This window comes from Gilvibacter sp., assembly GCF_013214815.1.
GTDB lineage: Bacteria > Bacteroidota > Bacteroidia > Flavobacteriales > Flavobacteriaceae > Gilvibacter.
The window spans coordinates 1-20,861 of sequence record NZ_JABSPU010000050.1; the positions used below are offsets into that span (position 1 = coordinate 1).

Here is a 20,861-nt window from a genome sequence, read left to right on the forward strand (position 1 = left end):
AAAGATGCATTGCACCAAATGCGGAACAGAGATCTTCCCGGTTTCTTGGACCCCAGATATTGAGCGGGTTTATGATTACCACCGCAAAAGCACCAATATGCGATCCTCCAAAAGACACTGGAAGCCTTTGGCGCTCATATTGATGTTAGTGGGAATTGCTCTAATCGCGGCGGCGGCGATCTTTGGAGTAAATTATTTAAGCTGAGCCCGAATTGCTGCCGCAGTGGCTTCAAACTCCTCTGGGCTTAAACTCACCTTTTCTTGAAAAGTCATTTCTCCCATGTGATTTAAGGGGATCAAATGCACATGAACGTGCGGAACTTCCAGCCCAATTACGGACATACCTACACGTTTACAAGGAACTGCTTCACGCAATCCCAGAGCTACAGTTCTAGAGAATTCCAGCAGGCCGTCATAGGTTTCTTTATCGAGATCAAACAATCGATTCACCTCTTGCTTTGGGATGCACAACGTATGTCCTTTGGCGTTGGGGTTGATGTCTAAAAAGGCATAGAATTCGTCAGTCTCTGCAATCTTATAGGAAGGGATCTCTCCATTTATGATCTTGGTGAAAATACTGGCCATAGGGATTCGTTTATAAATACTAAAAATAATAAATAAAAAAGCCCCGCTGGGGGCAGGGCTAGTAAATTCTTTTAGTCAATGCTATTCGCCGCGGGTGATCTCCATAATCTCGAACTTCACCACGCCGTTTGGCACCTGTACTTCAGCAAGGTCTCCAACTTCTTTCCCTAACAAACCTTTACCAATAGGTGAATCTACAGAGATCTTTCCTGATTTGAGATCGGCTTCACTTTGAGCAACCAATTTATAGGTCATTTTTGCGTTGTTGGCAGTATTCTTAATGGTTACAGTAGAATGCACCAGTACTTTAGAGGTATCAAGCTGGGACTCATCAATTAGACGCGCACCAGCAAGAGTTTCTTCCAATTTAGAGATGCGCATTTCCAACAAGCCTTGTGCTTCTTTGGCCGCGTCGTATTCGGCATTCTCAGAAAGATCTCCTTTATCTCGGGCTTCTGCAATGGCCTGAGAGGCTTTAGGACGCTCTACATCTTTGAGTTGATTGAGCTCCTCGCGTAATTTCTTTAATCCTTCTGCGGTGTAATAGGATACATTACTCATAACTTCATTTTTTTAACGCCCTGTAAATGAGGGCGCCTGTTCAAAAAACACAAAAAATCCCATGCAGCACGGGATTTCGTCGGTAAAGATACTAAATTTTTAAATTTTCACTCAGAATACACTAATTTGCACTCGCAAGAGTTAAATAGTAGAGCTCGATTAATTGTTATGAAGAAAATGAAGGTATTGCGACTTGCTTTATATATGATGGTTGTTGGATTGGTAAGTGCTGGATGCAGTGGCGATGATGGCCCAATTCGCGCGAATCCAAACCTACCTAACCTCAACGTCAACCTAACTTTAGACTTGAATTTACCGCAGTACAATCCGCTGAATTTCCCGGGTAATGCTTTTGTAACCCAACTTCAAGGGGTTCGAGGTATTGTCATCTACAATATTGACAACAGCCAGTATACTGCTTTTGAAATTGCTTGCCCGAACACTCCTGTGAGCGATTGTTCCTTAATGACTGTAGAAGGGATTACTGCAACATGCCCGTGCAACGGGAATCAGTACAACATTATTACTGGTCAAATAACGGCAGGCGAAGGGCAATACCCTATGCTCGCCTACCGTATTTCAAGATCCGGAGATCAACTTACCATCAATAATTAGAACTGAATACTAGCACCCACTAAGAAATTAATGGTTGCCTGGGGGAAAAATCCAGCTCCTTCAATGGTAGTCACGGTTCCGGGATTACTAAAGTCATCATCAAAGGTGAAGAAGTATCCGTTAGATACGTATTCCACATTGAATATATTGTTTACTAAACCGCTGAAAACGATTCGCTCCACAAGCGGAGCCGTTTCCCAGCTGTAACTGATGTTTAGGTCGTTAACAAAGAAAGAATCTAACAAAGAGGCTTCACTATCTATATTGCCCATGTATTGCTCACTCACGTACTTAGACAAGAAACTGATCTGCAGATCCTCTTGCGGCATATAGGTCAAAATACTTCCTGCGATCAATTCTGGTGAGAAGGAAATGTTTGTAGTACCCAAGTTTACCAGCTCTCCATCTCTAGAAGTTGTAAAGTCCTGGTTCTTATTGCTGCTCAAGGCAATGTTAGGACGCCAGTTTAGTTTAGGAGCAATTTGCAAATTGGCTTCCACTTCCAAACCTAAACGGTAACTCTTACCACTGGTTGCACGGATAGGTTGCCCCACATCATCCAAAGCTCCGGTCAATACCAATTGGTTGCGGTAATTCATGAAATAAGCATTGGCACTAAAACTATTCTTAGTTGCTGTATGACGCCATCCCAATTCAAAATCGTCAAGAGTCTCGGCAGTGGTCACTCCGTTTTCATAATCTGCACGACGCGGCTCACGATTGGCGCGTCCGTATGAGGCATAAAGCTGGTTATTGCTGTTGAGCTTATAACTCGCTCCTGCTTTTGGGTTGAAGAAGTTAAAACTATCGTTGACGTTAAGCTCAATTAAGTCTGAGGTGGTTCCGTCTGCCTCATAGTTTATGAATCGGCCCTGAAGATCTGCAAATACTGTCCATTGATCATTCACTCGGTAAGTCGCTTTGGCAAAAGTGGTGAACTCATTCTTGGTTCCTGTTCCGAAGTAATAACGATCACGAATTTGAGAACCGCCAGCATTCTGCGCCCAAATGACTTCTCCAAAGTGATCTCCTCCGTAATAACTGTAGAAGAAACCTCCAATAACATCGACTGTGTTGTCCTTATAGTTCACAGAAGTGTTAACTACGTAATAGTCGTTATCCAACCAACGGCGACGCACCAAATCTGTGGTGTTGATCACCTCACCACCTAATTCAATAGGAGTGAATCCGTAAGTTTCAAAGTCTTCATCCTCGCGATACTGCTCAAAGAACCCGCGTCCGTAAGTGTAGTTCAAACCAACATTGGCAGACCAGTTGTTGTCAAAACGCTGGTTCCAGTGCAATTGATAGTGATCTTGAGCGTAGTCGTCAACCTCATTGTCATAGAACTGAATGTTTCCGTCGGCATCAGTGAACTGACCCACAGGGTTGAATGTTCTGTCTGTTTCCAAAGTTTCTCTGTCAATTCCGAAGTACGCTTGATAGGTCAATTCACGACCTCCAAAAGCGATTGCTTTTACCAAGGTATTCGCTCCCACATAGGCAGCTTGAAGGAAGTATGACTTTAAATCAGAAGTGGCCCGATCAATATATCCGTCTGAGGTAATATTAGACAGACGTCCTGCAATCTCCCACTTGCCATTGAGCAAGCCGGTTGAGAATTTCAACGTGTGTTTGCGGGTGTTGAAAGACCCAAAGGAGTTTGCAAATTCTCCGTTGGCCTCCTCAGAGACTGCATCGGTCAAAATGTTCAACCTCGCTCCAAATGCTCCCGATCCGTTGGTAGATGTTCCTACTCCGCGTTGTAGCTGTAGGTTTTCTACAGAAGATGCAAAATCAGGGAGGTTCACCCAAAAGGTTCCTTGACTCTCCGCATCGTTAAAAGGAATACCGTTCAGGGTAACATTCACACGGGAAGCATCACTACCCCGTACACGAATACCCGTGTAACCGACTCCGGCTCCGGCATCACTATTGGTTACTACACCTGGCAAATAATTCAATAAAATTGGGATGTCTTGCCCTAAGTTTCTCGGAGCTAGTTCCTCTTTGGTGACATTGCTGTGTGTGATTGGCGAGTCTGCCTCCACACGTACAGATTTTACAAGAACCTCATCAAGAGCTTCTACTTTGGTTGTGTCAATTACTGTTTGCGCTTGTGCCATACAGGTAGTCATTCCTGCGACTAGCACGACCATTAAACGTTTCATTCGTCTGTGGATATCTATCCGTTTTAGAGGAATAAAAAGAGGTAATTATTCGATGTTGGTTAAAAGTGTTTACTGCAAATGCAGTCCATTGAAGTGGAAGGTGACACTGGCAAAAAAGCACAGTGGGCTTCAACAAAAGCAATAAGGATCAACAGACCGTCTTTATAAAGACCAATTCGCAAATCATGTCACGCGCAGCAGACCAAGGCTTCCATATTATAAGTACTCCAGAACTATATCTCATTCCATTTACTTATTGAGCAGCAGGTATAATGTGCGCAAGTCAACACTCTAGGCGTTTTAATTTTAATCGAGCTGAAACTTCCAGCGCGGCAAGCCTAAAGCGCGCTAAATTTGTCCACTGGACAAATTTTGACGCTTGCTTTCCTAAACGGCATTACCCGTTCCAGGTTCAATGGGTATAATCTCAGCCTTGTACTTGTACAAAGCACCCCTTTGTTGAGATTGGTGCAAAGATAAGGACTAAATTCTAGAACTGAGGCGGCTTCCGATTGGCTTTTTTTTGAGATTGCCGTCTTTTGTCTTCCCGACGTTTTTTCAAGACTCCTTTTGGGATCTTGGTTGGCTTGCGCACTTTATCTTGTTTGAGGCCTTGCTCCAAAAGGGCAAAAAAGCGCTGGATGACCAAGCGTTTATTGCGCAGTTGACTACGCGTTTCCCCGCAATGCAATTGCAAATAACCACTGCTGGTCAAACGGCTGGCAAGACGTTGGCTGAGTAGTTCCTTCTGCTGATCAGATAAACCTTGAGAATCGGGAAGATTAAAACTGAGAACTACCTTGGTCGCTACTTTATTGACGTGCTGCCCTCCGGACCCGCTAGATCGGGCCATCTTAAAGTGCAATTCACTAAGTAACTGAGGTCTGTCCATTACATATTGGGGCGATGCTCGCGCTGCAATAGGTCGTTGACCGCTTTCACCGGGTTAAAGGTGATTAACGGAACTTCTACAAAAACAGTGTTCCACTGCGCCATAGATCCGTTCCAAAGTCCGGGAAGCTCTAAAGCTTTCACTATGTTACCGTCTTTGTCTTTTTGGGTGATAAAGCCGGTGTTGGGATCTGTAAATGCACTCAAGTCATACTTATCGCCTTTGTAGTTCCGAACTCCACAAACCAGATCCACGGGATTAAAGTGCGTTGATTCACCAAAAACATTGCGTTGTGAAGGGTCCTTGAGATCGATCTGGGCAGACTCCACAATTTGAAGCGACTGCGTTCCTTCTGCATCAACAACCCAAAACGGTCCTCCTCCTGGAGCGCCCGTATTTTTAACCATCCCGCACACACGCGTTGGACGATTCAATAGACTCAATAGGTGAAGGATGCTGTTGCTAACATCTTTAATGTTGAGTTCATTCCACATGAATGACTTAACCTCTGTGACCAGTTCTGGATCAATCTCTTCCTGTCTGAGTTCTTTGACGTAATGATGGATCTTGTGTTGCAACCATAACAATTTTCCACCGAGCATCTTCTTGTATGAAGATATTTCTTCGACATACTCTTCCGCAATGACGTTGTCAATATTTTTGATAAAGACCACATCGGCATCTATTTCATTGAGATTTTCTAAAAGCGCTCCATGACCTGCTGGTCGAAACACCAACTTCCCCGCCTTATCGCGAACGGGTTCGTTCTCACTATTTACAGCGATGGTATCTGTAGCACTCTTTTGGAAGGAGTAAGATACGTGAACCTCTTTTTTGGTCTTTTTCTGCACGCGATTCTTAATACCATCAAAGGCTGCCTTGAAGTATTCCACATGCACAGGTGCAAAGGTAAAGTGCACAAACACCTCATCTCTATTGGCAGCATAGAAGCAACCTTCAAAAAGCTGCTCTTCAAAAGCCGTTGTGAAGTGCTTGTTGTATTTATGGAATGGAATAAGCCCTTTGGGCAGTCTTCCGAAATTTAACCCTTCAGGAGACAACAAAACCTCAGCAACAATAAGGGCTCGCTCTCCACGAGTCTTGAATTTATAGTCTGGATATTGCTCTCTAACCGCTTTGCGCAAATGGTTCGCAAAGGCAAAGTCAGAAAAAGAATTCAAGAATTCTTCCAAGTTGTTCAATCGATGATGAGCAATGAAATCTTTGAGTTTTTCGCGCTGCGGATCGTAATGCGTAAGTAAGCTGTTTAAGCTTTGGAACATGCGTGTCGCAGCTCCAGAAGCCGGTACAAATTTGACAATGTCTGATTTGTTCTTATGGCTGTCAAAGTACTGAATGTACTTTTTCTTTTCATCAGCGCTAAAGTTGCTGATTCCGTTTCCAATCACCGCTGGAGTGTTGATCCTGGTGGGCGGAAATCCCCTTCTAAACATTTCCAATTGACCGAGAACTTGGGCCATACTTAGGCCGTGTTCTTGAATCTGAGCTTCATCTTGCTGGCTAAATTCCATGCTGTCCTTCACGATATTTTTCAATGGCTCGGATCGCGGTTTGCAACCTTGCCTGTTCATCACCTTTGAGCACGAGATGGGGAGTTTCTTGTGCGTTCAATCGTTCCTCAAAAATAGAAAATAGTTTTTGTCTATCGAAAGGTCGATCTCTTAAGGGGTCGTTTTCCCATGGTACATCGATGTAGGTCAAAAAACACAGGTCGTAATGCATATGGGGCAAACTAGCCTCTAATAGCGGGGGAATTTCATCAAAATAATACTGAGAATAGCAGGCAATCTCTAAGAGATTGGTATCACATATCAATAATTCAGAAGCGGTTTCAAGGGCGGCGTTCTCCGCTTCAATTTGCCCTTGAGCTATACGCAAGATATCCTCAATTTCTGAATAAAAAGGATCCCGGACCACGAGTTCCTCATAATAAATACGCATGAATTCTGGCACAAGACTGGTCTCAAAATAGCTCGCTAAAGCTTTAGCCAAAGTAGTCTTACCCGTGGACTCAGGCCCTACAATGGCAATTTTGATCAGCTCGCTTTGCTCTTGTCTAAATAGTTTTTCCACGCGTTATAGCCTTGAATAGCCAAGAAGGTAAAGATTAAATACTGTAATGCCAACATTCCCCATCCGCGGTATGCATATAAAGGAACACTGATTACATCAGCGATGATCCAAAGGGTCCAATTCTCAATTTTCTTAGTAGCCATATACCACATAGCAGTAAAAAAGAGCCCTGAAGTAAAGATGTCAACATAGTTCGAAGTATCAATGGCGGTTCCAGCCAGATTGTAGACTCCATAAGTAATTCCCATGGTCAACAAACAAAGTCCTACACCGATCCATTTTTCTCTAGAATTGGTTCTGCTCACTTGGACTACCAGCGCATCATCTTTACGGCGTGCCCAGTTCCACCAACCATAAATACTCATGGCAGAATAGTAGAAATTCATCATCATATCTCCCAGAAGCTCGTCTTGTAAAAAGATATATACGGTGATAACCGTAGCGACCAAACCGGTTGGGTAAACCAATAGGTTTCGGCGTTTGGCATAGACCACACTGGCTATCCCAAAGACAAAGGCAATGGCTTCTAAAACGATCAAATAGGGCTCGCGCTCATAATAAGGCGAAAGGAAAAAATCAAAAATGGGGTTCATAATCGCTGCGATCCGTTTTTACCATTTTCAAATAAAGCACCACCTGATTCAGATCTATAAAAGCATCCTTGATGGCTCCATTTAAAAGCTCCATGACCTCATCATATGGACCGTAGACTTGTGTGCTTAACGGATTCTCCAAAACGGTGAGTCCAGAAGCTCTCAAGGTTTTTATAAAGGCAATAATGGGCGCCTCAAATTCATCTTGCAAAGGGCTCAGAGTAAGTTCTACCGATACGTTCATCAATTTTGATTTTCAAAGGCGGTTCCCATGACCAGCATATCAGCTCCAGCCGCGTAGGCTACTTGCATTTGCGCTGAGCTTCCGATACCTCCGCCAACAATTAAAGGCAAATTTATGGCTTTTCGAACAGCTTGAATAATTGCTGCAGACACGGGCACCAAGGCTCCGCTCCCTGCTTCTAGATACAGGCAACGCGCTCCGCAATACTGTGCAGCTAGTGCTACTTCTACTATTACATCCACGTCATCTTGCGGTAAAGGCTGGGTTTGGGTCACACGGGCAACCGCAGATTGATTACCGCCATCAATGAGTAAATAAGCCGTAGGGATCACCTCCAGGCTTGAATGTTTTAAATAGCGCGCCGCTTTGCGTTGCTGACCGATTAGAAATTCCGGATTGTCTCCAGAATAAAGGGAAAGAAACAGCAAAGCATCTGCAGCTTCTGTTAGCTGATTGTGATTCCCAGGAAATAAAACGATGGGCAAGCCTGAGGGTTTTAGACTCTTTACAGTGGCCTCAGTAGCCCCTTGAGGCACCTCACTACCTCCCACAAAAATATGGGTGGTTTGAGCAGGAATTGTTTTCAGAAAGGCCCTAGCATAATCTGGTTGAAACTTATCCGGATCCACCAGAATGGCCAGGAGTTTTGATCCCACAGCCTTGCTTTGAACCAAGCTGGAGTAGATACTACTGCTCTTCTGGGTATCCATAAGCACAACTAAATCCATCAAACTCTAAAAAGAAAACGCGATACAAGCTCTTAACGCCTTTATAATTAATCGTAGCGAGGGTTTCATTGGCCTCCCCGAGATCAAAATCGTTTACGTCTATATGGTTTAAGAAACTCAAGCCGGGTTGCCCATACATTTTGTACAAAGTCTCTTTGGCACACCAAACCAAACTCAATTTACGTATTAAGGCATCTTCATTGGCCAAAGTTCTGTACTCCTCTAAGGGCGTGAACTTATGAGCTATTCTCAAGATCTTAGCTCTTCCGCGTTCAATATCGATTCCCACCGGCTGATTTCCTACTATGATCCCAGTGAACTCAAAAGAATGCGTTATACTGATTCCAGTACCGTCTTTAAGGTGTGGTTTGCCAAAATCATTGTAATACAGATCGTGATCGTTATATCCAGCTAAAGCCAACAAATGGCGGATGCTCAAAAACCCTCTGCGGTGGATGTCTGATTTCATTCCTTCCACGCGAGCCGCGTGAGCCTCCTGCAGATCAATGCCCTTTTGAAGATCATCAAATGATTCTTCGATCTTCCACAGATAAACAGTGGTCTGATTATGAGCTGTTATTGTTTTGTAAAGAGGCACAGGAATTACTGGATAATGCTTAATTTTGCCAAGCGCTTTAGACGGCGCAGTATTAAAATCAAATATACATATATGTCTACGAATACAACTGCATATACGCCCTACAAAGTTAAGGACATTAGCTTGGCTGATTGGGGAAGAAAAGAAATTGAACTGGCGGAAGCTGAAATGCCAGGACTTATGTCCTTGCGTGAGGAGTACAAGGACGAGCAACCTTTGAAAGGAGCTCGTATTGCTGGATGTCTGCACATGACCATTCAAACAGCAGTATTGATTGAAACGCTAGTAGCACTTGGTGCTGAAGTAACTTGGAGTTCTTGCAACATTTTCTCTACTCAAGACCAAGCGGCTGCCGCTATTGCTGCAGCAGGAGTTCCTGTTTACGCCTGGAAAGGGATGAACGAGCAGGAATTTGATTGGTGTATTGAGCAGACCCTTTTCTTCGGAGAAGATCGTCAACCACTAAACATGATTCTTGATGATGGAGGAGATTTGACCAATATGGTTTTAGACAAATACCCAGAATTGGTTGAAGGTATCAAAGGACTTTCTGAAGAGACTACCACCGGAGTTCACCGTCTGTATGAGCGCATGACCAACGGTACCTTGCCGATGCCTGCGATCAACGTGAACGACTCGGTGACCAAATCTAAGTTTGACAACAAATACGGTTGTAAAGAAAGTGCTGTAGATGCGATCCGCAGAGGAACAGACATCATGTTGGCCGGAAAACGCGTTGTTGTTTGTGGTTACGGAGACGTGGGCAAAGGAACTGCTGCTTCCTTCCGCGGAGCTGGAAGTATTGTAACGGTTACTGAGATCGACCCGATCTGTGCATTGCAAGCAGCCATGGACGGTTACGAAGTGAAGAAGCTTGAAACGGTTATCGGTAATGCCGATATCGTGATCACCGCTACAGGAAACAAAGACATTGTTCAAGGAAAGCATTTTGAAGCTTTAAAGGACAAGGCTATTGTTTGCAATATTGGTCACTTTGACAACGAGATCGACATGGCTTGGTTGAATGGAAACCACGGAAGCACTAAAGTGGAGATTAAACCTCAAGTGGACAAATACACGCTAAACGGTAAAGATGTGATCATTCTTGCTGAAGGGCGTTTGGTAAACCTAGGTGTTGCCACAGGGCATCCGAGCTTTGTAATGAGTAACAGTTTTACCAACCAAACCTTAGCGCAGATCGAGCTTTGGAACCACAGCGACAAATACGAGAATCAAGTATATATGCTTCCTAAGCACTTGGATGAGAAAGTAGCAAAACTACACTTGGCGAAGATCGGGGTTGAGCTTACTGAGCTTAGAAAAGAACAAGCTGATTATATCGGGGTTCAACAACAAGGACCGTTCAAACCAGAATACTACAGATACTAAACTAAAAGTATCCTGATATAAAAAACCCTCGTTAAGCACGAGGGTTTTTTTTGCTTTATTGTTTGATCAGCAGCAGGGTGGCTTTCTCACCCTTCTTCATATTGGTGATGGCCTCTATTTGATTTATGGAATCAGATAGATTGAGTTGAATGGTATTGGCGCCTATGCTTCCTGCACTAGTAGCCTCAACTCTTAATTCCACAGGTTGATTGGATAGTTTGATGGTAAAAGACTGCGGTTTGAGACCAATGGCAGCATCGCGCAGCAAAACCTTGTCATCTGCATAAATGGTGATCTTATCTCCATCTTCTTGACCCACATCAACCACTGTCAAAGTAACCATTTCATCTTTAGAGAATACTTGCAAGCGTTCGTTTGCATTTAAGAAGTTGGTATTTAACGTATCCAGAGTTTTTACGAGATTTACGGCATCTTTCTTTTCCTGACTCACTAAGATGCTCTTGTCAACCGTATTATCCAAGCGCCTGGCCTTCTTTTCAACCTTGACCAAAGACTTCATTTCAATTTCTCCATCAATACAGGAGACACCATCATCAAACTTCCCTACAAAGGTTCCAGCCAGCTTACGCCGATCATTCAATTTAGCCAATCGGCCTTCAAAGTGGATATAACAAAAATCGTTCTGGGTGATGGGAGACTTTGTATAGACAATTCCAGACTCTCGGAACTTCAAAACCTTCTCTTTCTTGTCATAAGTTCCTGTGATCATCGATTTGGTCTCGTGAGGCCCGGAAAGGTCTGTTACCGAGTACCCTTTGATAAAACCATTGGTTTCTTCAAAGCTTAATTTATAGGAAATGAAGGAGGAATCTGTGAGGGTAATTACCCCAATATACTCATGGGTTTTTTGAGCTGTAACCGCACTCGAACTGAGCAAAACAGCTAAAATTAATGTTAAAAGGCGCATTGAATTCAAATGATGTTCTGTATCTTGGTGTAAACTTAATCAATACAAATTATGAAATTGAAGTTTCTACTTTTATTTTTTGCATTGATCCTAGCTGCTCCGGTTGCGCAAGCATCTTTCCCGGTTCAGCGAACTGCGACCGTGTCTGTAGAGGCTCAAAGTGATGAGAACGCCGAAGTACTTTATTCTCCTGCTGCTGCAGGACAGAAGAGTCAAGGTGTAGCTTTATTACTTTGGTTATTCCTCGGAGCACTGGCAGCTCACAGATGGTATCTTGGATCTCCATGGTACTGGAACCTATTGTTTATCGTTACATTGGGTGGACTATTAGTGTGGGCGATCATTGATTTAATTGACATCATAACCGGAAATTATCCGGCTAAAGGTGGATTTAAATCTGAGTTCTGGTAGGATCTTAACGCCAAAAAGCACAAAAAACCCTCGCGAGATGCGGGGGTTTTTTTTATTCCATCGGTCAAAACCTACTAAATACCCCGCACTGGGTATGTTCTTCAGTCACTAGATACTGCACTTTTGTCTTGAAAATGTAAAGTATCACTCCGATGAAAAAATTATTTGTATTGGGCCTATTAGCCCTTAGCGCATTAAACATGAGCTGCGATGAAGAAGCATTAGCAGCAGCAGTTCTTGGAACTGCAGAAGTACACTTCACCTTAGCAGAGAGCTATGGAGATATTGTAGAAGTAGAAGTAGATGGACTCACCAAGACCGTGATTCCTGGAACGGGCTCAATAGAACCTTGAGAAGGTGGTGACTATGTAGGGATAGCCACGTTCTTATTTGTTTCTGGCGGCACAAAATCTTACGTGGTTCGCGACCTTTCTGGAGAACAGGTAGGTAGCGGTACCGTTACGGCAGACGCTGAATGTGTGGAAGTATTTTTGAATTAGCCATAATACTTGTAGCGAATCTATAAGGGTTCGTTACAGGTCTAACCAGCGTTTAAAATTAGTGGTTCGTTCTCTAGAAACAATCACTTGTTCTGTTTGATTGGGATCCAACCTAAGCAATAATCGGCTATTAAAATAGGTATGAATCTCTGCTACGGAATCGACAGTAACGATAAACTTTCTGTTGATCCGAAAAAAGTCCACAGGATCTAAGATCTCTTCCAATTGATCTAAGGTATATTCCACAGGATGCCGCTGCCCCGCTTGGGTATAGAGAAAGATCAATCCATCTTCTGATTTGAAATAAGCAATATCAGCGACCTTAAAGCTGCTGTATTGATTACCTACTTTGATCATGATAAAGGTCATGAGATCCATGACCGAGCACCCTCAAAAAGCCACATAAAAAAAGCCCTTGCATTTGCAAGGGCTTTCAATATCTGTACAACGTCTTTCTTAAGCTTCTCCGTGAGGAATAATTGAAACGTAAGATTTGTAAAAAAATGTTTGAATCAGCGGCGCTATCGCTCCGCCGATCCGAAAAACAAAAAAAGCCCTTGCATTTGCAAGAGCTTTTAATATCTGTACAACGTCTTTCTTAAGCTTCTCCGTGAGGAATAATTGAAACGTAAGATTTGTTGTTGCGTTTTTTCTCAAACTTCACAATACCGTCTACTTTGGCATGTAAGGTATGATCTTTTCCGGCGTATACATTCTCACCTGGATTGTGAGCAGTACCGCGTTGACGTACGATGATGTTCCCAGCTACAGCAGCTTGTCCACCAAAAATCTTTACGCCTAAGCGTTTCGATTCTGATTCTCTACCATTCTTCGAACTACCAACTCCTTTTTTGTGAGCCATCTTTTCTCGGTTTTAAGTGATTATTTGCTTAATGCAGCGATTAGATCGGCTTTCTTCATTGAAGAAATTCCTGTGATCCCAGCAGCTTTAGCCATCTCTTTTAATTCAGCAACAGTCTTCTTAGAAAGATCGTCTGTTGCAGGAGTGGCCTCAGCTTTAGGAGCTGCAGCTTTAGTTTCTTTTTTAGGGGCTGATTTCTCAGCTTTTGGAGCAACCTTTTCAGCTTTAGGAGCAGCTTTCTTAGCTCCAGAAGCAACAATGCTCTCAATTACGATCTCAGACAAGTGTTGTCTGTGTCCGTTCTTTACTTTGTAACCTTTGCGTCGTTTCTTTTTGAATACGATCACTTTGTCACCTTTTAAGTGCTTAAGCACCTTGGCACCTACTTGGGCACCTTCTATAACCGGGGCGCCAACAGTTACTTTGTCTCCGTCACCAATAAGAAGTACGTTGTCAAATGCAACTTTCTTACCTTCTTCAGTGGCCAAACGGTGTACAAAGACTTTTTGGTCTTTTGCAACTTTAAATTGCTGCCCTGCTATCTCTACAATTGCGTACATGGCGTAACGTTTGATTAATTTGTTTTTTAAACTTTCCTCAAATCGGCAAAAACAATATTGCCTAAGAGGGGTGCAAATATAGGGCTAAATACCAAAAACACAAACGGTTTGCTTTAAATTTAAATACAGAATAAAGGAGTATAAAATCTAGCTTTTCAGCTTCTTGGAAGTCCTTCCTCGGTTGGCCCAATAGACCCCAAAGAGAATCAGTAAGGAAGCGAGTGCTTCTTCAGCGGTAAAACGCTCGCCATCTAAAACGCCCCACAGCACAGCAACTATCGGCATCAAATAGGTCACAGAGGCAGCAAATACAGGGGTTGCCATCTGTACCAATTTGTTGTAAAGCACTTTGGCCATAGCCGTTCCGAACAAACAAAGCACCACTAAATATCCCAATGAAGATACTACAGCTTCATTCTCTAATGGATTGGTACTGAGAAAACCGTCCCACAATAAAACCAAAAATGCCGGCACCATAATAGCTGCAAAATTTCCAGCTGCAATTGCCAATGGAGGTACTTCCTGCAGATGCTTTTTAATGATGTTAGAATTAGCCGCATACATTACCGAAGCTACCACTACAAAGAGCGCGTAGAAGTAATTCTGATCTGGTTTAAGGGCGGCTCCACCTAAAATCAGCAACACCGTCCCAATAAAACCAATGACCACACCCACCACTTGTTGTCTGGACGTGCCAATTCCAAAGAGACTCACCCCAATTATGATGGTGTTTAGCGGAACCAATGAATTCAAAATAGACGCAATGGCACTGTCAATCTCCGTTTCTGCAAAAGCAAAGAGAAAGGCGGGAAAAAAGGTTCCCAAAAACCCAGAGATGGTGATCCACATCAAGCTTTTCTTTGGAATCTTGCGGAGCTTGCTCCAACCCGCAATCAGCAGAAATGCACCAGAAATTAGTACGCGTAAGGCTCCGAGTTGAATAGGACTCAGACCAACGAGCGCTTTTTTAATGAGGATAAAAGAGCTTCCCCAAATCAGTGCCAAAAGCACCAAAAACACCCATTTTATATTGGCCTGTTGCATGAAGTTGCAAAGGTCTTAAAAATTCAGGGAGTAGACTATTTAAATTGAAGCTTATTCTTCCCAGCTCATGGATTCCATCATGCGACGCACATCGTTGCGAAGGTATTCCACGGCAGGGAATATAGAATCAAAGTTGGGCTTGGCGTTGAAGTAGACAGAACCGGTTACAAAATGATTGATGGAATCGGTTACGTAAAACTGAGATTGGGTCGCCGCGTCACCATCGATCATATAAAACATACCGTAAACCTTATTGATAGGATCAATTCGGGGTTGTTCCAAAATCTTATTGGCCTTGACCGTATGGTCATAGGTCAGTTTTTGCGCATCAAACAAAAGGGAATCCAAATTATTCTTTACCGGGCGATAGGTTAAATAGATCGTAGCATCAATAGCAGGATAATGCACATTCACCCAACAATTATTCCTGCGCTGCAATTGCGCAATTTGATTCACACTAAAGGAGTAGTCGCAGTCAAACTCCGCCTTGGAATAAACGGCCTCTGGATATTCCAAACGCAGTTGTGAAGCGGGTTTAACCACTACACGGTCTTGGCAACTCGCCAAGAGTAAAGTCATTGTGATAAGCGCAAACAGGTATCTCATTCCTTGATGGTCAATTTGATTTGTTTGATCCTTTTATTCTCAAAGGCTTCTATGGTAAACGTATAGTGTTCAAACTTTAGTACCTCGTTCTTTTTCGGGAACCCTTTTGCAATCTCTAAAAGGAAGCCAGCAAGCGATTCAGCTTCTCCCTTATTTTCTTCAAAGGCAGAAGGGTCTTCCAGACCGATCACCTTATAGACATCCTTGAGCGGAGTCTTGCCTTCAAAGACATAGGTGGTGTCATCCAGCTTGGAATAAATAATGTCATCATCGTCAAACTCATCGGAGATCTCCCCTACAATCTCCTCCAAAATGTCCTCCAAAGAAAGTAAGCCACTCGTGCCTCCGTATTCATCCACCACTATAGCCAAGTGCATCTTCATCTCCTTGAATTCTGCCAAGAGATCGTCTAATTTTTTGTTCTCCGGAACAAAGTAAGCCTCGCGTTGCAAAGAGACCCAATCCAACTTCTTCTCACCCAAAAACGGCAGTAGATCCTTTACGTAAAGCACGCCCGTGATATTGTCAATATTGTCTTGATACACCGGAATTCTCGAATATCCATTGCTGACAATCTCCGGCAAAATATCTTCAAATTTCTGGTCGTTACTCAAAGCAAACAGATCCATTCTCGGTTTCATTACCTGCTTGGCATCCGTATTTCCAAAGGTCACAATGCCTTGCAGGATCTTTTGTTCTTCTTGGGTAGTGTCGTCTTCTGAAGTGAGCTCCAAAGCCTGAGACAAATGGTCTACGCTAAATTTTGATTTTTTACGTCCGAATCGATTCTCAATAAAACGAGTTATTGAGCGCATAGGGATGGAAAGCGGTGACAGCAATACCTCCAAAGCCTTTAACGGATAGGCCATAAAAAGGGCAAAGGACAGATTGTTTCGTGAAGCATAGATCTTGGGTAAGATCTCTCCAAAGAGTAAAATGAAAAAGGTCACTACGCCTACCTCTACAATGAAGCGTACGGGAATGCCTAGAAAATCTGTGGTGAGTCCGCTAAAGAAACCCTCCGCAACAGAATCAAACAAGAGAATGATTGCAATATTGATGAAGTTATTGGAGACCAAAATAGTGGCCAAAAGCTTCTTGGGTTTGGCCAGGAGTTCTCCAACGATCTCTAGTTTTTTAGAAGGCTTTTCTCCTTCTGATTCCAGATCCGTCGCAGACAGAGAAAAGAAAGCCACCTCAGAGGCTGAAATCAGCGCTGAGCAAAGCAAGAGCAGCAATATTACTGCCAGACTAATGGCGTTGGAATAAGCTAGAGTTAACAGTATACTCGGAGGTTCCAGGTCCAAGGGCTATCGGTTTAGTTACTAAAAAGGAAGATCGTCGTCATCCTCTTCTACAGGTGCCGGAGCAGCTGGTTTTGCAGCGGGGGCGGCTTGCGGTGCAGCTGCTGGTGCAGCCATCCCTCCAGGAGCGCCTCCTTCTGCTTTCGGAGTCAAGAAAGTGAAATCCGTACATTGGATCTCCGTGGAATAACGATCATTACCTTGCTCGTCTTGCCACTTGCGGGTCTTTAGGCGACCTTCTATATAAACCTTATCTCCTTTATTGAGGTATTTTTCACAGATCTCCGCTGCTTTATTTCTTACCACAATATTGTGCCACTCGGTGTTAGACACCTTTTCTCCAGTGGTTCTGTTGGTATAGGTTTCATTGGTTGCCAAAGGAAATCTCCCAATGGCTCCTCCACCCTCAAAATAGTGCATTTTCACTGCATCACCGGTATGTCCAATAAGGATCACTTTGTTTATCGTCCCGCTCATAGTTCTGTCATCTTAAACTCAAATATACCTAATTTTTCCACTTAAAAGCTGTAGCTGTTTATAAATCGTTCCAAAACTACAGGAACAGGAAAATCATGCAATTGATCTTGGGAAATTGCGCCTTCCAAAGCAGTTTGATAAGTGGCGATCCAGAAGGTGATCTCCAAATGTTGATGCGACAACTTATGCCTTACAGGCTCATCATTATAGCGCACCAATTCGAGTTTTTGAGCAAGGCCAAATACGTCTTTAAATACATCGGATTCCATCACCTCTGTAGAGGTTGCTGTAGCTGCTGTTTCCAGGTTGGGAAATTCAAAGAGTTTGTGCCAAATACCCTTAGCTTCTCTTTGAACGAGTAGGGTTTGCCCTTCAGGGCCTTGAGGTACTATATAATTAAAGTAGCGCTTGCGCACTTTGGTCTTCCCCTTTTTCACCGGCAAGGAGCCAATAGTATCTGCGGCTCGTGCAGCGCAGCGGTCCTTAAAAAAGCAATCGGGACAATCTGGATTTCTGGGTTTGCACAGCCGGGCCCCAAATTCCATCATGGCCTGATTGAAAGTTCCAGGCTGAGAAGGATCAATAAGTTCTTGCGCCAAGGCTTTAAACTCCTTTTGTCCAGCACTGCTATCGATAGGAGTATCAATTCCGAAGCTGCGCGAAAGCGCCCGGTAAACATTTCCATCTACTACAGCAGCAGCTTCACCAAAACAAATAGATGCAATTGCTGAAGCCGTATAATCCCCAACCCCTTTTAGCTTTTTTAAGTCCTTGTAGTTATTGGGGAACACTCCATCGCGCTCAAAAGCAACATATTTAGCCGTGGCGTGAAGATTTCTCGCCCTGGAGTAATATCCAAGGCCTTGCCACAACTTTAAAACCTCTTGCTCACTGGCATTGGCGAGGTCTTCAACCTGAGGGAAGTGAAGCAGAAACTTCTCGTAATAAGGCAAACCTTGTTCAACTCTGGTTTGTTGCAACATGATTTCCGACAACCAAATTTTATAAGGGTCTTTGGTCTGTCGCCATGGCAAGCTGCGCTTATTTTGTAAGTACCACGCAATTAGTGGTTTAGAAAATGAAGCATTGGGTAGGTTCATATAGACGAAGGTAGCCGATATCTCGTTATTTTTTAAGCAATTAAGCTTTATTAATTGAATTTAAAATGTTTATATTTGCGCTCTTGTAAAATTATCCCTTAAACAAAAAAATATATTAATAATGACGAAAGCAGATATCGTAGCGAGAATTTCAGAGAAGCTAGGAATGGAAAAAGGAGATGTTCAAGCTACTGTTGAATCATTTATGAGCGAGGTTAAGAATTCTTTGGAAAGTGGTGACAATGTTTACCTAAGAGGATTCGGAAGTTTTATCATCAAAACCCGCGCGGAGAAAACCGGAAGAAACATTTCTAAGAATACAACAATCAAGATTCCTGCACACAATATTCCAGCGTTCAAGCCTGCAAAAGTATTTGTAGAGAGCGTGAAGTCTAACGTGGAGGTTAAATAATAACACTAATAGATCCTGACCTATGCCAAGTGGTAAGAAAAGAAAAAGACATAAGGTAGCGACGCACAAGCGTAAGAAAAGAAGACGCGCTAATCGTCACAAGAAAAAGTAGTGTAACACTACTTTTTTCGTATTCAGCATTAACAAATCGTTCTTTGATACTGAATTTGCCACCCGCTTAGCTGAGCGAAAAGGCTGGCTTATTCACTGGTTTTAGAAGTAAAACCTGTAAAATAATATGTTTAATCCATCTGTGATGGCCCTTGGGCTTCATGGATATAAAATTAAATCGAGTGAACTACGAATTATTTATTAGATCCGGTTCCTCTGAAGTTGATTTTGCCCTTTTAAAAGATGGAAAACTAATTGAACTGCATAAAGAAGAAGACGGCAACAAGTTTTCTGTAGGTGATGTTTTCATTGCCAAGATCAGAAAGACCGTGCCTGGCCTAAATGCAGCATTCGTGAATGTGGGTTACGAAAAGGATGCCTTTTTGCACTATCACGATCTGGGGCCTAATGTGCCTTCTTTAATGAAGTTCATAAAACGTGTAAGCACAGGTAAACTTAAAGAGTATTCTCTAAAGAACTTTCCTTTTGAAAAAGAGATTGATAAGCACGGAAAAATTAATGACGCGCTTAAAAACAATCAATCGATTTTGGTTCAGGTTGTAAAAGAGCCAATCTCTACCAAGGGACCCCGAATTTCTTCGGAACTGTCCATTGCCGGTAGATATATTGTATTGGTTCCTTTTTCCAATCGGATCTCGATCTCTCAAAAGATCGGCACCAAAGAAGAAAAAGACAGACTAAAACGCCTGGTGACCAGTATTCAACCCAAAGGTTTTGGGATCATAGTACGCACCGTGGCAGAAGGAAAGAAAGTAGCTGAACTGGACAAAGACCTGCAGAATTTAATGGACCGCTGGACGGCCATCTGCAAGAAGCTACAAGGGGCGCACCTCCCCTCAAAGGTGTTAAGTGAGATGAGCAGGGGAACCTCCATGATTCGCGACTTAATGAATGACAATTTTAGCGCCATTCATTGCGATGATGAGCAACTGTTCTATCAGATCAAAGATTATGTGCAAGAGATTGCACCCAAGAAGGAGAACATTGTAAAGTATTACGATTCTCGAGTTCCTATTTATGAGAAATTCGGAATTGAAAGACAGATCAAGACCTCCTTTGGTCGAACGGTATCGACGAGCAAAGGCGCCTATTTGGTAATTGAGCACACCGAGGCCCTTCACGTTATTGACGTGAACTCTGGAAACCGATCCAACAAATCCAAATCGCAAGAAGACACAGCCTTAGAAGTGAATTTAATTGCGGCTACTGAGGTAGCGCGGCAACTGCGTCTTCGTGATATGGGTGGTATTATCGTGATTGACTTTATCGATATGGGTAAAGCACCACACCGACGCGAACTCTACAACCATTTACGTAAAGAAATGGAAGACGACCGAGCAAAACACAAGATTTTGCCGCCGAGTAAATTTGGACTCATCCAAATTACAAGACAACGCGTACGTCCGGAGATGAACATCAAAACCCGAGAAGAGAACCCTAACGGGCAGCCGGGTGAGATCGAAGCTCCAATTAGTGTGGTACATAGGATTACCGAAGACCTAAAGCGCTTAAGTAAAAAAGACTATAAAAATCTGACGTTAAATACGCATCCTTTTATAGCGGCCTTCTTAACCAAAGGCTTTCCATCTGTGCGAACCAAATGGTTCATGGAGCACAAAAAATGGGTAAAAATCCAACCTAGAGATGCTTACACGTATCTGGAATATCATTTTAAAGATAAAAATGGTAAGAAAGTAAATTAACCCTAAGAAACCCTCATCGCTTTTGCGGTGGGGGTTTTTTGTTTATTCACTTTTCTTTTTTGGGCATGCCCCTCTCTTTGCTTGGGTCGGGCTTTTCGCAGTACAAGGTACTTTGCTGCAATCCCTCATGCGATTAGAGCAGTTACGGTCATCGAGTGTTTTGGCCGAAGGTCAAAATGTATCGAGATGACAACTCAATTGCCTGCCGCTAACGCGGGTGCCTCACTCAAACATCCCCCGGATGTTTGGTTTTCATTGAAAACATCGTTCGCCAAGGTCATCGAGTGTTTTGGCCGAAGGTCAAAATGTATCGAGATGACAACTCAATTGCCTGCCGCTAACGCGGGTGCCT

The 20,861-nt window shown here is 43.1% G+C and carries 25 protein-coding genes and 1 pseudogene; 7 read left to right on the forward strand and 19 right to left on the reverse strand.

The window, feature by feature from the left end; all coding sequences use genetic code 11:
* Nucleotides 1–205, forward strand: a pseudogene (locus HRT75_RS10395) (hypothetical protein); the annotation flags it as partial.
* Here HRT75_RS10395 and HRT75_RS10400 read toward each other — a convergent pair.
* A complete protein-coding gene (locus HRT75_RS10400; protein WP_291186207.1) occupies nt 193–585 on the reverse strand; it encodes an HIT family protein in 393 nt (130 codons plus the stop codon). The pseudogene HRT75_RS10395 and the gene HRT75_RS10400 overlap by 13 nt on opposite strands.
* A gap of 81 nt (nt 586–666) precedes the next feature.
* Nucleotides 667–1,146 (reverse strand): transcription elongation factor GreA, encoded by a 480-nt coding sequence (gene greA, locus HRT75_RS10405; RefSeq protein WP_272831339.1) that lies wholly within the window; start codon nt 1,144–1,146, stop codon nt 667–669.
* A 168-nt stretch (nt 1,147–1,314) separates the two neighbouring features.
* Here greA and HRT75_RS10410 point away from each other — a divergent pair, with 168 nt between their 5' ends.
* Complete coding sequence (locus HRT75_RS10410; protein WP_291186211.1) at nt 1,315–1,761, forward strand: hypothetical protein; 447 nt, start codon at nt 1,315–1,317, stop codon at nt 1,759–1,761.
* Here HRT75_RS10410 and HRT75_RS10415 read toward each other — a convergent pair.
* The 8 genes from HRT75_RS10415 to HRT75_RS10450 form a co-directional block, all read right to left on the reverse strand.
* A complete protein-coding gene (locus HRT75_RS10415; RefSeq protein ID WP_291186214.1) occupies nt 1,758–3,932 on the reverse strand; it encodes a TonB-dependent receptor in 2,175 nt (724 codons plus the stop codon). The genes HRT75_RS10410 and HRT75_RS10415 overlap by 4 nt on opposite strands.
* A 490-nt stretch (nt 3,933–4,422) precedes the next feature.
* Nucleotides 4,423–4,824, reverse strand: a complete 402-nt coding sequence (arfB, locus tag HRT75_RS10420; protein WP_291186217.1) for an alternative ribosome rescue aminoacyl-tRNA hydrolase ArfB — start codon at nt 4,822–4,824, stop codon at nt 4,423–4,425.
* A complete protein-coding gene (locus HRT75_RS10425; RefSeq protein ID WP_291186220.1) occupies nt 4,824–6,380 on the reverse strand; it encodes a DUF4301 family protein in 1,557 nt (518 codons plus the stop codon). Before HRT75_RS10425 ends, arfB begins: the two co-directional genes overlap by 1 nt.
* Complete coding sequence (locus HRT75_RS10430) at nt 6,346–6,918, reverse strand: ATP-binding protein (protein ID WP_291186223.1); 573 nt, start codon at nt 6,916–6,918, stop codon at nt 6,346–6,348. Before HRT75_RS10430 ends, HRT75_RS10425 begins: the two co-directional genes overlap by 35 nt.
* The gene (pnuC, locus tag HRT75_RS10435) at nt 6,882–7,511 is read right to left on the reverse strand and encodes a nicotinamide riboside transporter PnuC (RefSeq protein ID WP_291186225.1); all 630 of its coding nucleotides are present in this window, start codon (nt 7,509–7,511) and stop codon (nt 6,882–6,884) included. Before pnuC ends, HRT75_RS10430 begins: the two co-directional genes overlap by 37 nt.
* Nucleotides 7,495–7,755 carry a thiamine-binding protein gene (locus HRT75_RS10440; protein WP_291186227.1) on the reverse strand — a complete coding sequence of 87 codons (261 nt, stop codon included), beginning with the start codon at nt 7,753–7,755 and terminating at the stop codon, nt 7,495–7,497. The genes pnuC and HRT75_RS10440 overlap by 17 nt, the downstream gene beginning before the upstream one ends.
* Nucleotides 7,755–8,465: a geranylgeranylglyceryl/heptaprenylglyceryl phosphate synthase gene (locus HRT75_RS10445; RefSeq protein WP_291186230.1), complete on the reverse strand. Its 711-nt coding sequence runs from the start codon at nt 8,463–8,465 to the stop codon at nt 7,755–7,757. Before HRT75_RS10445 ends, HRT75_RS10440 begins: the two co-directional genes overlap by 1 nt.
* The gene (locus HRT75_RS10450; RefSeq protein ID WP_291186233.1) at nt 8,443–9,081 is read right to left on the reverse strand and encodes a 4'-phosphopantetheinyl transferase superfamily protein; all 639 of its coding nucleotides are present in this window, start codon (nt 9,079–9,081) and stop codon (nt 8,443–8,445) included. Before HRT75_RS10450 ends, HRT75_RS10445 begins: the two co-directional genes overlap by 23 nt.
* 72 nt (nt 9,082–9,153) lie before the next feature.
* Between HRT75_RS10450 and ahcY the strand changes: the two genes are divergently transcribed.
* Complete coding sequence (ahcY, locus tag HRT75_RS10455) at nt 9,154–10,470, forward strand: adenosylhomocysteinase (protein ID WP_291186235.1); 1,317 nt, start codon at nt 9,154–9,156, stop codon at nt 10,468–10,470.
* A gap of 55 nt (nt 10,471–10,525) precedes the next feature.
* On the opposite strand, the gene HRT75_RS10460 is transcribed toward ahcY, so the two are convergent.
* Nucleotides 10,526–11,368, reverse strand: coding sequence for a hypothetical protein (locus HRT75_RS10460; RefSeq protein WP_291186238.1), 843 nt, complete (start codon nt 11,366–11,368; stop codon nt 10,526–10,528).
* 81 nt (nt 11,369–11,449) lie between these two features.
* On the opposite strand from HRT75_RS10460, the gene HRT75_RS10465 reads away from it, so the two are divergent.
* Complete coding sequence (locus tag HRT75_RS10465; RefSeq protein WP_291186241.1) at nt 11,450–11,809, forward strand: NINE protein; 360 nt, start codon at nt 11,450–11,452, stop codon at nt 11,807–11,809.
* Nucleotides 11,810–11,961: 152 nt separating this feature from the next.
* The gene (locus HRT75_RS10470) at nt 11,962–12,162 is read left to right on the forward strand and encodes a hypothetical protein (RefSeq protein ID WP_291186244.1); all 201 of its coding nucleotides are present in this window, start codon (nt 11,962–11,964) and stop codon (nt 12,160–12,162) included.
* 180 nt (nt 12,163–12,342) lie between these two features.
* Here HRT75_RS10470 and HRT75_RS10475 read toward each other — a convergent pair whose 3' ends face one another.
* From HRT75_RS10475 to mutY, 8 genes are all read right to left on the reverse strand, one after another.
* Nucleotides 12,343–12,666, reverse strand: coding sequence for a LytTR family DNA-binding domain-containing protein (locus HRT75_RS10475; RefSeq protein WP_291186246.1), 324 nt, complete (start codon nt 12,664–12,666; stop codon nt 12,343–12,345).
* Nucleotides 12,667–12,907: 241 nt separating this feature from the next.
* On the reverse strand, nt 12,908–13,171 hold the full coding sequence (gene rpmA, locus HRT75_RS10480) for a 50S ribosomal protein L27 (RefSeq protein ID WP_087524113.1): 264 nt from the start codon (nt 13,169–13,171) through the stop codon (nt 12,908–12,910).
* Between the two features lie 20 nt (nt 13,172–13,191).
* Nucleotides 13,192–13,731, reverse strand: coding sequence for a 50S ribosomal protein L21 (gene rplU / locus HRT75_RS10485; RefSeq protein ID WP_291186250.1), 540 nt, complete (start codon nt 13,729–13,731; stop codon nt 13,192–13,194).
* Between the two features lie 147 nt (nt 13,732–13,878).
* Nucleotides 13,879–14,775, reverse strand: a complete 897-nt coding sequence (locus HRT75_RS10490; protein ID WP_291186255.1) for an EamA family transporter — start codon at nt 14,773–14,775, stop codon at nt 13,879–13,881.
* 51 nt (nt 14,776–14,826) lie between these two features.
* Complete coding sequence (gldD, locus tag HRT75_RS10495) at nt 14,827–15,381, reverse strand: gliding motility lipoprotein GldD (protein WP_291186258.1); 555 nt, start codon at nt 15,379–15,381, stop codon at nt 14,827–14,829.
* Entirely contained in the window at nt 15,378–16,688 is a 1,311-nt protein-coding gene (locus HRT75_RS10500) for a gliding motility-associated protein GldE (RefSeq protein ID WP_291186261.1), read from the reverse strand. The genes gldD and HRT75_RS10500 overlap by 4 nt, the downstream gene beginning before the upstream one ends.
* An 18-nt stretch (nt 16,689–16,706) precedes the next feature.
* On the reverse strand, nt 16,707–17,162 hold the full coding sequence (ssb, locus tag HRT75_RS10505) for a single-stranded DNA-binding protein (RefSeq protein ID WP_291186263.1): 456 nt from the start codon (nt 17,160–17,162) through the stop codon (nt 16,707–16,709).
* Between the two features lie 41 nt (nt 17,163–17,203).
* A complete protein-coding gene (mutY, locus tag HRT75_RS10510) occupies nt 17,204–18,262 on the reverse strand; it encodes an A/G-specific adenine glycosylase (RefSeq protein ID WP_291186266.1) in 1,059 nt (352 codons plus the stop codon).
* A gap of 121 nt (nt 18,263–18,383) precedes the next feature.
* Here mutY and HRT75_RS10515 point away from each other — a divergent pair, with 121 nt between their 5' ends.
* Both HRT75_RS10515 and HRT75_RS10520 read left to right on the forward strand, forming a co-directional pair.
* On the forward strand, nt 18,384–18,674 hold the full coding sequence (locus HRT75_RS10515; RefSeq protein WP_272831314.1) for an HU family DNA-binding protein: 291 nt from the start codon (nt 18,384–18,386) through the stop codon (nt 18,672–18,674).
* A 293-nt stretch (nt 18,675–18,967) separates the two neighbouring features.
* Nucleotides 18,968–20,509, forward strand: coding sequence for a ribonuclease E/G (locus tag HRT75_RS10520; protein WP_291186269.1), 1,542 nt, complete (start codon nt 18,968–18,970; stop codon nt 20,507–20,509).
* Nucleotides 20,510–20,861 lie beyond the last annotated feature (352 nt).

Bases quoted from the DNA above. Each gene is read 5' to 3' on its own strand.
- HRT75_RS10470 (WP_291186244.1), top strand. From the start codon at position 11,962: ATGAAAAAATTATTTGTATTGGGCCTATTAGCCCTTAGCGCATTAAAC.
- rplU (WP_291186250.1), bottom strand. From the start codon at position 13,731: ATGTACGCAATTGTAGAGATAGCAGGGCAGCAATTTAAAGTTGCAAAA.
- HRT75_RS10490 (WP_291186255.1), bottom strand. From the start codon at position 14,775: ATGCAACAGGCCAATATAAAATGGGTGTTTTTGGTGCTTTTGGCACTG.
- greA (WP_272831339.1), bottom strand. From the start codon at position 1,146: ATGAGTAATGTATCCTATTACACCGCAGAAGGATTAAAGAAATTACGC.
- HRT75_RS10465 (WP_291186241.1), top strand. From the start codon at position 11,450: ATGAAATTGAAGTTTCTACTTTTATTTTTTGCATTGATCCTAGCTGCT.
- ssb (WP_291186263.1), bottom strand. From the start codon at position 17,162: ATGAGCGGGACGATAAACAAAGTGATCCTTATTGGACATACCGGTGAT.
- mutY (WP_291186266.1), bottom strand. From the start codon at position 18,262: ATGAACCTACCCAATGCTTCATTTTCTAAACCACTAATTGCGTGGTAC.
- arfB (WP_291186217.1), bottom strand. From the start codon at position 4,824: ATGGACAGACCTCAGTTACTTAGTGAATTGCACTTTAAGATGGCCCGA.
- rpmA (WP_087524113.1), bottom strand. From the start codon at position 13,171: ATGGCTCACAAAAAAGGAGTTGGTAGTTCGAAGAATGGTAGAGAATCA.
- pnuC (WP_291186225.1), bottom strand. From the start codon at position 7,511: ATGAACCCCATTTTTGATTTTTTCCTTTCGCCTTATTATGAGCGCGAG.
- ahcY (WP_291186235.1), top strand. From the start codon at position 9,154: ATGTCTACGAATACAACTGCATATACGCCCTACAAAGTTAAGGACATT.
- HRT75_RS10475 (WP_291186246.1), bottom strand. From the start codon at position 12,666: ATGATCAAAGTAGGTAATCAATACAGCAGCTTTAAGGTCGCTGATATT.
- HRT75_RS10440 (WP_291186227.1), bottom strand. From the start codon at position 7,755: ATGAACGTATCGGTAGAACTTACTCTGAGCCCTTTGCAAGATGAATTT.
- HRT75_RS10445 (WP_291186230.1), bottom strand. From the start codon at position 8,465: ATGGATACCCAGAAGAGCAGTAGTATCTACTCCAGCTTGGTTCAAAGC.
- HRT75_RS10410 (WP_291186211.1), top strand. From the start codon at position 1,315: ATGAAGAAAATGAAGGTATTGCGACTTGCTTTATATATGATGGTTGTT.
- HRT75_RS10400 (WP_291186207.1), bottom strand. From the start codon at position 585: ATGGCCAGTATTTTCACCAAGATCATAAATGGAGAGATCCCTTCCTAT.
- HRT75_RS10415 (WP_291186214.1), bottom strand. From the start codon at position 3,932: ATGAAACGTTTAATGGTCGTGCTAGTCGCAGGAATGACTACCTGTATG.
- HRT75_RS10515 (WP_272831314.1), top strand. From the start codon at position 18,384: ATGACGAAAGCAGATATCGTAGCGAGAATTTCAGAGAAGCTAGGAATG.
- gldD (WP_291186258.1), bottom strand. From the start codon at position 15,381: ATGAGATACCTGTTTGCGCTTATCACAATGACTTTACTCTTGGCGAGT.